This window comes from Hydrogenovibrio marinus (genome assembly GCF_013340845.1).
Lineage (GTDB): Bacteria > Pseudomonadota > Gammaproteobacteria > Thiomicrospirales > Thiomicrospiraceae > Hydrogenovibrio > Hydrogenovibrio marinus.
On sequence record NZ_AP020335.1, the window covers coordinates 1,352,476 to 1,368,249 of the forward strand.

Genomic DNA, 15,774 nt, shown 5'->3' on the forward strand with positions numbered 1-15,774 from the left:
GAAAACAACTCAAGAAAGACTTACTTAGCCTTTTCAGGTGCAGGTGTAATTTTTTCTGGACTGCTCTTGTGACTGACATCAGCTGTATTCTTAGCTTCTGACTGGAGTTCGATTACCTTAACAAAGGCTTCATCTTTGCCAATCATTCCCAGCTTTTGTCTAGCAATGGTTTCAACTGAGTTCTTTTGTGATTGCAGGACATAAACTTCTTTTTTTAAGTCTGCATTTCGAGATTCAAGCTGTTGAACTTTATCTTCTAAGGTTCCCAGCTTTTTCTGAAGAGATAGGTAATCGCTTATGCCACCATCAGATGACAATAAGCGAATCAGCAACAAAAAAATAACCGTTCCTAGAACAACATAGACCGTTTTCAAAGAACGATTTCCTTTCCGATTACTTCAGGTTGTAGAAAGCGTCTTTGCCAGGATAAACCGCTTGGTCACCCAACGCTTCTTCGATACGAATCAACTGGTTGTATTTCGCAATACGGTCCGTACGAGACATAGAACCCGTCTTGATTTGACCAGAACCTGTCGCTACTGCGATATCGGCAATGACCGTATCTTCCGTTTCACCAGAACGATGTGAAACCACAGCAGTATAGCCAGCTTCCTTCGCCATACGAATCGCTTCGAAAGTTTCTGTCAAAGTACCGATTTGGTTAATCTTAATTAGAATTGAGTTACCAACACCCTTTTCAATCCCTTCTTTAAGAATTTTTGGGTTGGTTACAAACAAGTCGTCACCGACGATTTGTAGACGGTCACCATACTTTTCAGTTTGCAACTTGAAACCGTCCCAGTCAGACTCATCCAATCCGTCTTCGATAGAGATAATTGGGTATTTCTCAACCCATGCACCCAAGAAATCAACCATTTCTGCTGAGGTTAGTGTCTTATCTTCTGAAGCCAAGTAGTATTTACCGTCTTTGTACAACTCTGAAGACGCAGCATCCATTGCAATCATGATATCTTTACCAGCAACATAGCCGGCCTTTTCAATCGCTTCCAAAATAACTTGAATCGCTTCTTCGTTCGATTTCAAGTCTGGGGCAAAACCACCTTCATCACCTACTGCAGTGTTGTAGCCTTTGTCATGTAATACTTTTTTCAACATGTGAAACACTTCCGCGCCATAACGAATCGCTTCCGTAATGCTTGGTGCACCAACTGGCATGATCATAAATTCTTGAAAATCCACTGAGTTATCAGCATGCTCACCACCGTTAATGATATTCATCATTGGAACAGGCATTTTGTAATCATCAGTTTTCAAATAAGCATAAAGTGGAAGACCTTTAGACTTAGCCGCAGCTTGAGCAACAGCAATAGACACCGCCAAAATCGCATTTGCACCTAAACGCGCTTTGTTTTCAGTACCGTCAAGCTCGATCATTGTGTTATCAATTAAAGCTTGGTTCGTCGCGTCTTTACCAATCAAAGCAGACTTAATTTCAGTGTTGATATTACTAACTGCTTTTAAAACACCTTTTCCACCAAACTTAGACTTGTCACCGTCTCTTAACTCGATGGCTTCACGAGACCCTGTAGAAGCTCCTGAAGGTGAAATCCCTCTCCCCATAGAACCATCTTCCAAAGTAACATCTGCTTCTACAGTCGGGTTTCCACGAGAGTCAATCACTTGACGCGCTTTAATATCTTTAATCAATGACATTAATCGTTCTTCCTATTTTCGTTAATACTTTTAAATTCAAATCATTTTACATAACCAATATGTCACACAAGTGACAACCGGCGTCTTACAGTAATTCGTTTTCAATAAAGCCTTGCGTTTTAACAACGTCATCAAGTCGCTTCATTGTTTCTAGCAGTGGCATTAGCTTGCCAAGCGGCCACATGTTAGGCCCATCAGACAATGCATTCGCTGGATCAGGGTGCGTTTCCATAAATACACCTGAAATACCTGCAGCAATTGCTGCACGCGCCAATACCGGCACCATTTCTCTTTGACCACCAGAAGTCGTTCCTTGACCGCCCGGCTGCTGGACTGAATGCGTCGCATCAAACACGACAGGACAACCGGTACTTCTCATTGAAGCCAAGCCTCTCATATCCGAAATCAGAGTGTTGTAACCAAAAGAAGTTCCGCGATCACAAACCATAATTTGCTCATTTCCAACTTCTCTTGCTTTAGCAACTACTTGATCCATATCCCAAGGTGCTTGAAACTGCCCTTTCTTAATATTTACCGGAAGCCCTTGGCGACACACGTTTTGGATAAAGTTGGTTTGTCTTACCAAAAACGCAGGGGTTTGCATCACATCAACCACAGATGCCACTTCTTCAAGCGGTGTATCTTCGTGGACGTCAGTTAAAACAGGTACGCCGACTTCATCTTTTACTTTCTGAAGAATTCGAAGCCCCTCTTCGATCCCAAGCCCTCTAAAGCTTTTTGTCGAGGAACGATTGGCTTTGTCATAAGACGACTTAAAGATAAAAGGCATCCCCAAAGCATCTGTCATCTCTTTAAGCTGACCGGCAGTATCAATTGCCAACTGTTCAGACTCGATAACGCAAGGACCTGCGATTAAAAATAAAGGTTTATCAATACCTACTTCAAAGCCACATAGATTCATTATTTATTCTCTTTCGATTTATACTGGTTAGCCGCTTCTACGAACGCTTTAAACAAAGGGTGTCCGTTGCGAGGTGTCGATGTAAACTCAGGATGGAATTGACACGCCACGAACCATGGATGTTCTGCGATTTCAATAGTTTCGACCAGATTTCCGTCTTCTGAACGTCCAGAAATTGTCAAACCTGCAGCTTCCAAACGCGAAATATAGCCGTCATTCACTTCATAGCGGTGACGATGGCGCTCGCGAATAACTGTTTTTCCATAAATATCATGTATCTTGCTACCATCTGACAAAATGCAGTTTTGTCCACCTAGACGCATAGTGCCGCCCAGGTCAGCCGTTTCATCTCTCTGAACGGTATTACCTTCTTCATCAGTCCATTCAGTAATTAGCGCAACAACCGGATACGGAGTATTTGGATTCAACTCAGTGCTGTGCGCATTGGTCAAACCCGCCACATTTCTGGCGTACTCAACAACTGCCATTTGCATACCCAAGCAAATCCCTAAATATGGAATTTTATTTTCACGGGCATATTTGATTGAAGCAATTTTCCCTTCAACACCACGTTCGCCGAAACCACCTGGAACCAAAATCGCATCCATATTTTCAATAAGCGATGTACCTTTTTGCTCAATCTCTTCTGAGTCAATATAGTGAATATTCACCTTGGTCTTCAGTTGAATACCACCGTGCGTTAAAGCCTCAATCAGTGATTTATAGGCTTCAGTCAAATCGACATATTTGCCAACCATCGCAATCTCAACCGACTTTTCAGGGTTAAGCTGAGCTTCTACAACCTTATCCCAGTCAGACAAGTTCGCTACAGGAACATCCAGTCTGAAACGGTTTACTACAATTTCATCTAAACCTTGCTCATGGAGCATTCTAGGCACTTCATATATCGTGCGAGCGTCCAAAGAATTGATAACCGCCTTCTCTTCGACATTTGTGAAAAGTGCGATTTTTCGTTTTTCCGATTCTTCTAGGGGTCTTTCTGAACGACAAATCAAAACATCCGGTTGAATACCGATTGAGCGCAATTCTTTTACTGAGTGCTGTGTCGGCTTGGTCTTAACCTCACCCGCAACCGCAATGTATGGCAGTAGGGTTAAGTGCATAAATAATGCTCTATCACGCCCTACTTCTACACCCAACTGACGAATAGCCTCCAGGAATGGAAGGGATTCGATATCCCCAACTGTTCCACCAACCTCAACCAGTGCCACATCAGAGCCTTCGGCTGCTTTCAGAATACGACTTTTAATCTCATCAGTAATATGAGGAATAACTTGAACCGTACCGCCCAGATAGTCACCACGTCTTTCTTTACGGATAACTTTTTCGTAAACCTGACCGGTTGAAAAACTATTTCTTTTGGTAAAGTTGCGTTGTACAAAGCGCTCGTAATGACCCAAGTCCAAATCGGTCTCTGCACCATCATCGGTGACAAATACTTCTCCATGCTGGAAAGGACTCATCGTACCTGGATCCACATTGATATATGGATCCATTTTCAGCATACTGACTCGCAAACCTCTCGCTTCAAGAAGAGAGCCCAAAGAAGCTGCGGCAATACCTTTTCCTAAAGAAGAAACCACACCACCGGTAACAAAGATAAATTTAGTCATGAAATCACTTTTGACGTTAAAAACTGAGTTTTGAGACAAGAGGAACTTGCCCGCTAGAATGGAAGCTAATTATAGCGTAAGTCGCCATACACAGCAAACTATTCAGCAGATTTTGGCCAGTTATTTGAAGACTCATCTCTTAAACTTTTCATTCGTAGAATACCCCAATACAGCAGCAACCTCATCTTCTATCTCAATAACAGGCCAACGATTTCGGTTCCAGTATACGATCTGGTTGTTATTCAGCCACTTCTTTAGCCCTGGAATTTTTTCAAAATCCCCCAGTTCGATGGATCTAAAAACCACTGGGCTTTCCAGCCAGCGATCTGCAACTTGGTGATCAAGCATGCCTTTTTCATCAAAGTGTAAAAACTCAAAGTTTTCAGGAATATACCCCAACCTGTAAGATTCTTCGAAATTGACCAGAAAATAAATCTTTTTACCCTCTACCCGAATCTCGGAATGGTTTGACATCATTCTCTTAGGGTGCGCATTCGGGTTATTTAAGTACAAAACCTCTTTCAACCATTGATAAATAGTTTGATTTAACTCTACCTTCGGTTGCGATTTTTGCAACCAATAAGAAATCAGGTTTTTTTGTCTAGCCCAACTTTCGCCAGACATTGTAGACAAATCTAAACTAAAACTAGAGCTTTCAACTCTTGAGAGGTCTTGTTCACCAAGCTCATGCAACAACTCAACAGCTTCAGAAGCATTACCCGACAACCTTGCAATTGCTTCATTAAATTTTGGCCATTTGTTATAGATGTTGGGTAGCAGTTGATTCCGAATATAGTTCCGGCTAAATTGATTTTCTTGGTTACTTGGATCTTCTATCCAAGATAAATTATTTTCTAGCAAGTAGTCTTTAATTGCTTGTGGCTCTACCGACAGCAGTGGACGATAATGTTCAATAGCTTCTTTTTCGACATGCCAGACTTTAAGGTAATTCATCGCACGCAAACCGAATAGCCCTGTACCACGAACAACATTCAACAACACAGTTTCTGTTTGATCTTGTGCGTGGTGCGCGGTTACCAAGACCCTATTCGTTTGCTTTTGAACCCAACCAAACAAAGCTTCATAGCGTCTTTCTCTGGCGACCGCTTCAACACCTTTACGATGCTTGGCTTCAATTTTAACTTTCAATTCTTCAAAGGCTATGCCATTTTCTCGACTGAAATCATTACAAAATCTTCCCCACGAGTCCGATTCCGCTTGAAGTTGATGATTAATATATATAGCTGTCAGACGATGCTTTTCAGCTTTTTGAGCTAAACAATAAAGAAGAGCGATGGAGTCTTTACCACCACTAAATGCAACAACAATCTTTTGTTGAGAAGGTAACTCCGCTAAAAAATGGTCAATTGCCCTTTCAACGGAGTTAGAAGACATGGTTAAACCACTTATTATGCCAGTTCAAAGTTACCGTATTTCATGTAACGTTGGTAACGACTGTCGACCAGCTGATCAATGGCTCTATTCTCCATCAAATCCAGCTGATCAACCAAAGCCTGTTTCAGCGTTAACGCAGCTTGCTGAGGATTTCTATGAGCGCCACCTAAAGGTTCAGGAATAATTGCATCAATCAATCCTAGTTCTTTCAATCTCTTAGATGTAATCCCGAGTGCTGTCGCAGCATCAGCAGCATTAGCGGCATCTTTCCATAGGATAGAGGCACACCCTTCCGGAGAAATCACTGAATAAGTGCTGTATTCCATCATCATAGTGACGTCGCCAACACCGATTGCCAATGCACCACCAGATCCACCTTCTCCGATAACAGTACAGATAACTGGAACTTTCAATTCAGACATTTCAATCAGATTGCGAGCAATCGCTTCTGACTGACCACGTTCTTCAGCATTAATTCCAGGGTAGGCACCAGGAGTGTCAATAAAGGTTAAGATCGGCAATCCGAAACGCTCAGCCATTTTCATTAATCGAAGGGCTTTACGGTAACCTTCAGGTCTAGGCATACCAAAGTTACGATAGATTTTCTCTTTGGTATCTCTACCTTTTTCTTGACCGATAACCATAACTGCACGGCCATCAATACGCGCTAAACCACCAACAATTGCTGGATCATCAGCAAAAGCTCTATCTCCGTGCAATTCGGTGAAGTCCGAAAAAATTTCTTTAATGTAATCTAACAAGAATGGGCGTTGCGGATGTCTAGCAACTTGAGCAACCTGCACATCAGAAAGTTTACTAAAAATAGACTCTGTCAGACTTCTACTCTTCTCTTCTAGCGCCGTTACTTCATGAATTAAATTCATATCTTTACCATCTAGATGGCGCAACTCATCAATTTTGGCTTCAAGCTCTGCAATAGGTTGTTCAAAATCCAAAAAATCTAACTTCATTCTTTTTCCAAGGTGTCATTTTTAGTTCAAATATAATTCGCGTATTTTAACAAACATTTTGAAGTTAACGTAATTTATCTATGGATAGCTTTAAATAGCTTTTTGCTTAACGTCCTGAATTCCTCGGTAAACATTCAACAAAACTTGGTGGCTTTTACTGAGCTCGAATGCCTTGTTGCCAATAGGTAAATCGGCCAAGTAAGCTTCACCCTCTATATAGCGCCACACTCTATCCACAAGCTCAGCACCAAAAAGTTTTTTCTGCATTTCAAAACTATAGAATTCCATTTCATCGCTAAGCACTATTTCCAAAGCAAATGAAAGTGCTTTGTATAGCACTTTCATGTCTTCATCATCAACGAAATAAAAACAATCCTGTAGTCTTTCTTGGGCTTGTTCATAGTCTTTTACCGCCAACAGACACCACATTTCAAGCTCTACAATTTTAAACTTCTTCCAATAACTATCACCATCTGGCAACAAACCAATGAGATTTGCCACACCTTGATGATCTGAAAAAGCAAGTTCACTTAAGGCATCCAAAGTTTTTTCAAACTGCTGAGTTGAAAAGTTATCCGCAAGATTATCAAGCGCTTCACGCAACTCTCGACCTCTATTCTGATTGTTGTCCACCAACTCTTGTAGTGGGAACACTTCAGACATGCCAGGCACCACGATTCTGCTCGCAGGAACGCCAAAGTGCTCATACTCACCGACATAAACATCACTACCCTCTTGATGTATCGCCTTAACAAGAAAGTCGAACTGCTCCTGCGTCGTACCGCTAAAATCCCACTCGCAGAACTCATAATCGTATTGATCTGAAATAAATTTAGCGTGTATCAACCCGCTTGAATCAATAAAGTGGTTTTCGATATTTTCATCATCAGCAACCAATTGTTCGTCAAATATCGGCGTTTGGAAACCATCAAGATTGGAAAGACTTCGTCCTTGCAAAGATTCAGTCAATGTACGTTCTAGTGCAACTTCAAAAATAGGGTGCGCTCCAAATGATGCAAAACATTGCCCTGAACTCTGATCAAACAATGTAACGTTCATAACTGGATATTTCCCGCCAAGAGAAGCATCTCTAATAGAAACCTCTACGCCCTGCTCGATCAGTTTTTTTCTTGCTTCAACCACTTGTGGGTACTTTAGGACAACATGCTCAGGAACTTCCGGAATGCATAAACTATCTATCAAAATCTTTCTTTTTACCCAGCGTTCAAAAACTTCCGACAACCCTTGTACTTGAGCCTCTACATGCGTATTACCCGCACACAACCCATTACTGGCATAGAGATTACTAAACAAGTTCATTGGGAAATATATGGTTTTCCCTGTCGATACCTGTCTCATAGGTAAACAACGGATAGTGTTGGCACTATCATTCAAACTAAGAAAGTCTGTCGCGGCCATCTCTCCGTAAGGGTCATAGAATTGCCAAAGACTTGGCGTCAAAACATCTTTAAATTTTTTAGGCTCGATCGCTTTTTCATTTGGAAAGTAGAGCCAATCGTGAGTTTTAATTGCTTGGCTACCTAAGAAGAAATCTGAGAAAAAATAGTTAGTTTCCAACCGTTCAAAAAACTCTCCCAAAGCGCTCGCCAAACAGGCTTTTCGACTAGCTCCCTTTCCATTTGTAAAGAGCGCCGGGCAGTTTTTATCACGGATATGTAAAGAATAGATATTTGGAACAGGGTTTAACCATGATGCTTCCTCGATTTCAAAACCAGCTTTTTCTAACAACTGATGCATTTTCAAAATTGAATCTTCAAGACAGGCATCTTTGCCTTTTATATATGTTTGTTCAACCATGACTCTTCTCTCATAACCGTTTGATAATATAAGACTTTTTTATTTCAAAAATAAAAAAAAGCAATTAATGATATAGGAAAACCGAGTAAACTGATAGGGAATTAAGTATGCATTTTATCCCGTGAGGTGTGCTATGTGGAAACATTCTTTGATCATACTTACCTGCTGTCTTAGCTTTTCTGCTCAATCAGATGACAGCATTATGCCAGGAAAAAAACTTCATGATGATGCGAATTGCATGAGGTGCCATGCCAGACTGGGTTATAACACGGACAAAACCATCCGAATGAACATTCATTCTATAAAGGACTTGAAGCGCGCAGTCGACTTCTGTAACCACAATTTGAATGTCGGCTGGTTTGATGATGAAGTCAGCGAAGTTGTTGACTACCTCAATAAGACCTATTACAAGCTTCCCAACTAACCTTTTACAAACCCTCAAATAAAAAATGCAGCGTTAGCTGCATTTTTTATTCTAATCAGGCACTCTGCTTATAGCTTTACCCCTAAAGCTTTTAACTGAGACTTCAACTTTTTCAACTCTTTAGGATTTGCGTTTTCCATGTCTTCAGATAAGCATCCTTCCGCATTTGAAACCGCTTGGTCAATTGCATCCACCAAGAAATAGGTTTTCATTGATTCATTGATTTTCTTCCAATCACGGTTTTTAGCACGCCATAGCTTGTTTAACTCAGGATTTTGCTTAAGCTGAGCTTGAATATAATCAAACAACTTAACTAAATGCGGGATTGATTCTTCTGGCTGATATGGAATCCCCGTGACTTTATCGTAGTAGCTTTGTCTATCAAGAATTGCAATTTCCAATGCAGGAATCATTGGAGAAATACCCGCCATTTTGGCGTCGTTTTCAGCTGTTTTGATACGATCAATCGATAGTACCGGCGCATTGGATTTCCATCGAGAATAAAGCACATACACATTATAGCGATCGATAAAGTTTAACTGCCCCGTACGAAGTGGCATGGCTCTTTTAGCTGGCACGATATAATCCAAACCTTGAGTACGAAGTTTGGTATGGTCTTTACCCCAAATCTGCCAACCAGACTGCCCGGTATCTTGGCCTTCGTTGTTGACGGCGATTGGCTGGCATGAAATGCCGTAATCATGACCTTCTACAAAATCTTGAACAGCAATTTGATAGTCACCGTTGGGTCTGATCTTTCTCACGACACCAACAATATAAGCATCATCTTTGATGTTATTCGCTGGGAAGGCAATCAAAATAGTATCATCCACTTTGAACTGCTGTGCGTATGCAGAAGAAACAGCCGTCAACATGACGGACAGCAAGCTAAACATTAGAATTTTTTTCATGATTTTTCTTCTTTAATTTCTAATTAAAATCAAAACCTTACCAATCATACCTTTCAGGTAAAATTAAGCTCCAAGGCACAATATATGAGGGCATTATAATTTAAGTAATCACTAGAAAGTGTGGATAAACTCTGCAATATCTTATTTGCAAGCCAATATCATTTAGGCTTCTCTGCCACATTATTTCTTAAATACACAGGTAAAGGCACGCTATCCAAAACACTTTTTGCAGATGAAACTCTTTGCTTGGCTATTTCCACTATTGCTTCAGCAGTTGGCAACCTTTCTTCCCATTGATCGAACTTTGCTACCAGGTCAGAAAACTCAGTTGCAATATCTCCTGTGCCTAACAAAACACTCTCTGATTGAATTTTGACCAGTGCATCTGCTTCAGATAACAATTGAGCGGGTTCTGAAATCATTTTTCCCTCTTGCAAAGAGCAAATTTGCAAGTATAACTCTTTCATCCTGGCATCCAAGCACGCCGCTACCTTGCTTTTTGAATAATTTTTCAACATGGGCCATGCAACAGCTTCCAGTGTTGAAATGGAAATTACAGGCTTGTTCCACCCAAAGGCCAACCCTTGAACCACCCCAGCGGCAATACGGATTCCAGTAAATGCCCCAGGTCCTTCACTGAGCGCCAAACAATCCAAATCGTTACCTTCAATTCCCGCTTGTTCAAGCACACTGTCAACCATCTGTAAAACGTGATTGGCATGCGTTTGCGGAGTCATTGCAAAATCAGTATATGATTTGCCGCCACACGTTAAACTGACTGAGCAGGCTTGAGTAGAGGTATCAATTGCAAGGATTTTGGGTTCTTGTGCGTTAGTCATTTGTTCTTTCCGACATATCATTTAACAGTTGCTTTGCCTCAGTGGGTTCGTAGACCCATCTAAACCTTGGCAAACTATTTATTATCGCTTTTCCATAAGGTTTTGTCATAATTCTGGGGTCGCACAGCACCAAAACCCCTTTGTCTTCTGTTGAACGGATCAGCCTACCTGTTCCTTGCTTCAAAGCAATAATAGCCTCGGGAATCTGAAATGCATAAAATGCATTCAGCCCTTGCTGCTTAAGGGCGGTTTCTCTTGCTTGAACCACAGGATCATCTGGTGGAATAAAGGGAATCCTATCAATCATTACCAGTTTAAGATCATCCCCTTTCACATCAACACCTTCCCAAAAGCTACTTGTACCTAGTAAGATTGATCGCTCTGATTTTCGGAATTGAAGTAGTAAATCATGCTTTGGCGCATCACCTTGCACAAACAAACTACCATCCCAATGATCTTTCAAAATTGAATTGGCTTCCATCAAAGCCCGGTGACTGGTAAATAAAAGAAATGCATTTCCTTCACTGGCTTGCAGAAGCGGCCATATTGCTCTTAGGCATATCTTGATATAGTCAGGGGATTTGGGGTCAGGTAAACCAACAGGATGGTAGATCAACCCTTGTTTTAAATAATCAAACGGGCTGTCCCACTGTAGTGCTCGCCCATCTTCAAGCCCTAATCGTCTTGAAAAATAATCGAACTGACCATTTACACTTAAGGTTGCCGAAGTAAAAATCCAAGCGCCACCTAAAATATCTCTTTGCTTGCTAAAAGGTTCAGACACACTCATCGGCGTAAAGTTCAGCCTAAAACGTGCCTGCGAAGAATCAACCCAACGCACTTCATTTTGTGAGTTTGAGGTTAACCAACGCCTCAATTGATCTGCCATATCCTGAGCACGCTTTTGAACAGCTGCAATTGACTTGCCTCTATCAAGGAAAGGCTTGAGGCCCTCCTCTATCTTTTTAAGGCAATCAAGAATCGCGTCCAAGCCATCTATTGATTTGGCGTGTGCCGAAAAACTTTCCCAATTCCAACGTTTTTCCCATTTACCGAGTATTTCATTAAACTGCTGCACTGAGAGCTCTAACTGCTTGGCTGCATCCAACATGTCTGCCGATTCTTTTGCCTCTTGAACAACAGCATTCCGCATATCTCTAGCCAGTTCATCAAACTGTCCCCTGGACAAGGTAAAGCCAAGAAATTGTGCTGCAATATCAGGTAGCTGATGTGCTTCATCAAAAATATAAACATCAGCCTCTGGAAGTAACTCACCGAAGCCATTTTCTCTTAATGCCAAATCCGCACAAAACAGGTGGTGATTGACTATCAAGACATCTGACTCAACAGCGTCTTGCTTCACTTTAGGATAAAAACAATCTGAGTCAGCATGACAACCATTTGCCTGACAAAACTCTAATCTGGCGCACACCTTATGCCATATAGGATCGTTTTCATCAAGAGTGTTTAATTCTGCTTTATCACCAGCATGCGTTTTCTCCATCCAGTCATGAATTAGAGATAGTTTCTGCCAGACAGAACGTGTATTTTGTTCTGTTGTTTCGGCAATCTCAAGCCGTTGCGGGCAAAGATAGTTTTCTCGACCTTTCAAAAGCTTAACTGAGCCCTTAAAGCCACACAATTGTTTGATTAATGGAATATCTTTTGAAAGTAGTTGTTCTTGCAAATTCTTGGTTGCGGTCGAAATAATGACCTTTTTACCGGAAAGCAAAGCGGGAATGAGATAGGCGAAGGTTTTTCCTGTCCCTGTCCCTGCTTCCGCCAACAAAACACTTTTTTCTTCAATGGACTTCGCGACCTCTAAAGACATTTCTAGCTGAGAAGATCGCACTTCAAAATCTGTAATCAACCGCTTAAGCTTAGCGTCGTTTGTTAGCAGATCTTGAGTTTCTGTTATTAAAGACAAAATTTAGTCTAGCCTTTCATGAAGAGGTTTAGTGTTCCGTTTTTACAGACCGTAGACGAGATTATGACTTGTGGACGAAACGAAAATCATTATTTTCGCCGAATTCTAATAAAAAACCTACGCTAAAACTAGACATTTCGTTGAAAATCGGTAAAATTCCCACTTTCAAATTTGAAAGTCTTGAAGAAGACACTAAACTTAAAAATTGGATATCTAGTTATGAAAATTTTATCATCATTAAAATCAGCAAAAACACGTCATAAAGACTGCCAAGTCGTTAGACGTCGTGGAAAGGTTTATGTTATCAACAAAACCAACCCACGTTTCAAAGCACGTCAGCGCTAATTTAAAAGCATGGCGAATAAAAAAGGCACCTGATCAGTGCCTTTTTTTATACCTGTCGTTCAGGGTTATACCCCCAACCTGGCAGATTTTATGCAAAATACTTTTCCTCGACCTTTTTGATGGTCTCGACGATTAAAGCAGTATCGACCTTCCCTACAAAAAAGTCAGCCCCCATCGAAAGTACTTCTCGGCTATTGTTTTCACTGGTCATAGAGGTATGAACAATAATCGGTAGCGCACTTGTCTTTTTATTTTGGCGGATTTCTTTAATCACTGTGTGCCCTGAAGCAACTGGCATCTCCAGGTCGGTAAAAACCATTGAAACACTGCTCGTATCTTCAAGACTATCCAAGTAGTTCAACAACAACCTACCATTATCAAACGATTGATATTTCAACCCTAACTGCTCAAACACCATGCCCATGTATTTTTGTATTGCCTTGCTGTCCTCAGCAAAGAGAATGGTTCTCTCTTTAACTTGATCACAAAAATCATAACTTTCATTACCCACCGATTTTGCTGAAGAAAAGATTTTTTCAGCCATAGTAGGCATAGCTTCAATTAGTAGCTTTTCAATATCTAGGATGAAGCAAAGCTTGTCACTGTTTTCGAGGTAGGTGTGGTTGATTACTTGATTGGTATTTACATTGATATTGTAGTTTGATGCTGGCTTGATATCTGACCAGTTCTTTTCTTCAACACCATGAATGTGGGCGACCCTCAATCCAACAAAATTATGACTGAAATCAGATACGATAATGATGGACTTTTCTTTTTCTTCCTCGGTCATATCAAAGCCCATCCATTTCGGCAAATCAATAACAGGAAGGTAGACGCCCCGTAATTCAACCATTCCTTCTATCAAAGGATTGGCTTCAGGCATTTCAGAGACTTCAAAGGCGCGTCCCTCAAGGACTTCTCTAACTTTAAATACATTCATTCCATAATAAGGTGGCTCATACCCTTCTCTTGGGAACTGAACTTGGAAAACCATCAGGCTCAGCTGATTGTTCTTACTAAGCTGAGCCGTTTTTTCAACTTGTTCTAGTGTTGTACTCATGTCCTTCCACCTTTGGAAATCATATTCAAACCAAATATAAATATTAGATTAACAAAAATTACGTAAGGCGCAAGCAATATCAAATGCTTCCGTTCTCCAAAAGGGATTTTATTGGCTTAAAACTTTGCCGATATCCATCAATCAAACCGTGCATTTCAATTGCTTCCAAATGCATTTTTGTCGGATACCCTTTATGCCTGGCATAACCATATTGAGGGTACATTTTATCCAACTCAATCATCTCTTCATCACGTGCAACTTTGGCCAATATCGAAGCCGCACTGATTGAGGGAACTTTAGCATCCCCTTTTACCACCGCTTCACATGCATAGTCGATTTTCGGACATCTATTCCCGTCAACCAGAACTTTATCGAAGTCCAGCTTCAAGCCATCTACAGCTCTCTTCATTGCCAACATCGTGGCATGGAGAATATTCAACTCGTCAATTTCATCAGGTGATGCAGAGGCAATCACATAATCCAGGGCAACTGATTTAATTTCATCAGACAACAGTCTAAGTTTTTGCTCACTAAGTTTTTTGGAGTCGACTAGTCGCAAATTGCAGTCTGCCGGCAAAATAACTGCCGCCGCAACCACATTTCCAACGAGAGGGCCTCTTCCAACTTCATCAACGCCCACCAAACGTTCAACAGGTAAGTCAAGCTGGTAATCCAAGTCCATCAACATCACCTTATCTTTTTAAGTCGGCCCAAGACTCAATAGCATCCGCTGCCAGTTCAGATGCATTCTGCTTGAGTTGTTTATACTGTTGCTCAAAAGCTTCAATTTGCTGCTGTCTCAACTCTGGTGTAGAGATTAAAACGCCTAATGCATGGGCTATTTTTTCAGGCGTCGCATCTTGTTGTATTAATTCAGGAACGATAGACCTTTGTGCCAAAATATTTGGCAAACCTATCCATTGAGTGGTTGCCAAAGACTTCATTATCCAATAAGAAATTTGATGTAACTTGATTGCCAAGACCAATGGTTTCTTGTGTAGCGCGACTTCCAATGTCGCCGTACCAGAGGTAACAATAAGTTGATTTGAGGCGGCAATAACTTTATCTGACTGACGATCAAATAGGTGAACATTCAATTCCTTGCCATACTTGTCGACAGCTTCTTGAATGCGTTGTCTTGCTTTGTCATGCACACAAGGAACAATAAATATCATATCCGGATAGATTTTCGCAAGGATCACCGCAGCCTTAACATAAACTTCAGCCATCATATTGATTTCAGACATTCTTGAACCAGGCATAAGCCCAGTTATATTTGCCTCTAAGGGCAAACGAAGTGTATTTCTAGCATCCTGCACATCAGATGTTTCGGGAATCTGATTCGCTAACGGATGTCCTACAAACTTTACTGGAATATCATATTTATCATAGTAAGGAATTTCAAAAGGAAACAAAACCAGCACGCCGTCTACTTGGTGCTTAATTTTGTTTAAGCGCTTTTCTCGCCATGCCCAAACCGATGGACCTACATAATGTACAGATGTTATCCCAGACTTTTTCAGGGTTTCTTCAACTTTAAAATTAAAGTCTGGCGCATCAATACCAATAAACACATTTGGCTTTAATTGTAAGAGAGTTTGAATAATCTCTTTACGAATTTTAAGCAGTTCTGGCAAGTGCTTGAGGACCTCAGAAAACCCCATCACAGAAAGTTTTTCCATTGGATACAGGCTTTCAAAGCCTTCCGCGATCATTCTTGGACCACCGATACCAATAAACCTAGCACCAGAATAACGGCGCTTAAGGGATTTTATTAACCCTGCCGCCAATAAATCTCCCGAAGCTTCGCCTGCAATCATTGCAAAAACAGGCTTTTCGGCTTCAGTCATAATA

Annotated in this window: 15 protein-coding genes; 2 read left to right on the forward strand and 13 right to left on the reverse strand. The window is 41.0% G+C overall.

Translation table 11 applies throughout. From position 1 onward, the window contains the following. Nucleotides 1–20 precede the first annotated feature (20 nt). The 7 genes from HVMH_RS06415 to ycaO all read right to left on the reverse strand — a co-directional run bounded on the left by HVMH_RS06415 (nucleotide 21) and on the right by ycaO (nucleotide 8,414). Nucleotides 21–374, reverse strand: coding sequence for an FtsB family cell division protein (locus tag HVMH_RS06415; protein WP_029909057.1), 354 nt, complete (start codon nucleotides 372–374; stop codon nucleotides 21–23). A gap of 19 nt (nucleotides 375–393) precedes the next feature. Continuing rightward, a complete protein-coding gene (gene eno, locus HVMH_RS06420; protein WP_029909059.1) occupies nucleotides 394–1,674 on the reverse strand; it encodes a phosphopyruvate hydratase in 1,281 nt (426 codons plus the stop codon). Between the two features lie 85 nt (nucleotides 1,675–1,759). After that, nucleotides 1,760–2,596 (reverse strand): 3-deoxy-8-phosphooctulonate synthase, encoded by an 837-nt coding sequence (gene kdsA, locus HVMH_RS06425; protein ID WP_029909062.1) that lies wholly within the window; start codon nucleotides 2,594–2,596, stop codon nucleotides 1,760–1,762. Further along, a complete protein-coding gene (locus tag HVMH_RS06430; protein ID WP_029909063.1) occupies nucleotides 2,596–4,230 on the reverse strand; it encodes a CTP synthase in 1,635 nt (544 codons plus the stop codon). The genes kdsA and HVMH_RS06430 overlap by 1 nt, the downstream gene beginning before the upstream one ends. A 132-nt stretch (nucleotides 4,231–4,362) precedes the next feature. Continuing rightward, nucleotides 4,363–5,625, reverse strand: a complete 1,263-nt coding sequence (gene tilS / locus HVMH_RS06435) for a tRNA lysidine(34) synthetase TilS (protein ID WP_029909065.1) — start codon at nucleotides 5,623–5,625, stop codon at nucleotides 4,363–4,365. 14 nt (nucleotides 5,626–5,639) lie between these two features. Next, complete coding sequence (locus HVMH_RS06440) at nucleotides 5,640–6,596, reverse strand: acetyl-CoA carboxylase carboxyltransferase subunit alpha (RefSeq protein ID WP_029909067.1); 957 nt, start codon at nucleotides 6,594–6,596, stop codon at nucleotides 5,640–5,642. Nucleotides 6,597–6,686: 90 nt separating this feature from the next. Beyond that, entirely contained in the window at nucleotides 6,687–8,414 is a 1,728-nt protein-coding gene (ycaO, locus tag HVMH_RS06445; protein ID WP_029909069.1) for a 30S ribosomal protein S12 methylthiotransferase accessory factor YcaO, read from the reverse strand. Nucleotides 8,415–8,616: 202 nt separating this feature from the next. Here ycaO and HVMH_RS06450 point away from each other — a divergent pair, with 202 nt between their 5' ends. Beyond that, nucleotides 8,617–8,838 (forward strand): hypothetical protein, encoded by a 222-nt coding sequence (locus tag HVMH_RS06450; RefSeq protein WP_232087736.1) that lies wholly within the window; start codon nucleotides 8,617–8,619, stop codon nucleotides 8,836–8,838. A gap of 68 nt (nucleotides 8,839–8,906) precedes the next feature. Here the strand turns inward: HVMH_RS06450 and HVMH_RS06455 are convergent, their stop codons facing one another. From HVMH_RS06455 to HVMH_RS06465, 3 genes are all read right to left on the reverse strand, one after another. Next, nucleotides 8,907–9,749, reverse strand: a complete 843-nt coding sequence (locus tag HVMH_RS06455; RefSeq protein WP_029909079.1) for a hypothetical protein — start codon at nucleotides 9,747–9,749, stop codon at nucleotides 8,907–8,909. Between the two features lie 158 nt (nucleotides 9,750–9,907). Further along, the gene (gene tsaB, locus HVMH_RS06460) at nucleotides 9,908–10,588 is read right to left on the reverse strand and encodes a tRNA (adenosine(37)-N6)-threonylcarbamoyltransferase complex dimerization subunit type 1 TsaB (protein ID WP_029909081.1); all 681 of its coding nucleotides are present in this window, start codon (nucleotides 10,586–10,588) and stop codon (nucleotides 9,908–9,910) included. Continuing rightward, complete coding sequence (locus HVMH_RS06465; protein WP_035628802.1) at nucleotides 10,581–12,515, reverse strand: ATP-dependent DNA helicase; 1,935 nt, start codon at nucleotides 12,513–12,515, stop codon at nucleotides 10,581–10,583. The genes tsaB and HVMH_RS06465 overlap by 8 nt, the downstream gene beginning before the upstream one ends. A 219-nt stretch (nucleotides 12,516–12,734) precedes the next feature. Between HVMH_RS06465 and ykgO the strand changes: the two genes are divergently transcribed. Beyond that, the gene (gene ykgO, locus HVMH_RS06470) at nucleotides 12,735–12,860 is read left to right on the forward strand and encodes a type B 50S ribosomal protein L36 (protein WP_011370693.1); all 126 of its coding nucleotides are present in this window, start codon (nucleotides 12,735–12,737) and stop codon (nucleotides 12,858–12,860) included. An 88-nt stretch (nucleotides 12,861–12,948) separates the two neighbouring features. Here ykgO and HVMH_RS06475 read toward each other — a convergent pair whose 3' ends face one another. From HVMH_RS06475 to lpxB, 3 genes are all read right to left on the reverse strand, one after another. After that, nucleotides 12,949–13,920, reverse strand: coding sequence for a chemotaxis protein CheV (locus HVMH_RS06475; RefSeq protein ID WP_029909088.1), 972 nt, complete (start codon nucleotides 13,918–13,920; stop codon nucleotides 12,949–12,951). Nucleotides 13,921–13,999: 79 nt separating this feature from the next. Beyond that, entirely contained in the window at nucleotides 14,000–14,608 is a 609-nt protein-coding gene (rnhB, locus tag HVMH_RS06480; protein WP_081822686.1) for a ribonuclease HII, read from the reverse strand. 4 nt (nucleotides 14,609–14,612) lie between these two features. Further along, a complete protein-coding gene (lpxB, locus tag HVMH_RS06485; RefSeq protein WP_029909092.1) occupies nucleotides 14,613–15,770 on the reverse strand; it encodes a lipid-A-disaccharide synthase in 1,158 nt (385 codons plus the stop codon). Nucleotides 15,771–15,774 lie beyond the last annotated feature (4 nt).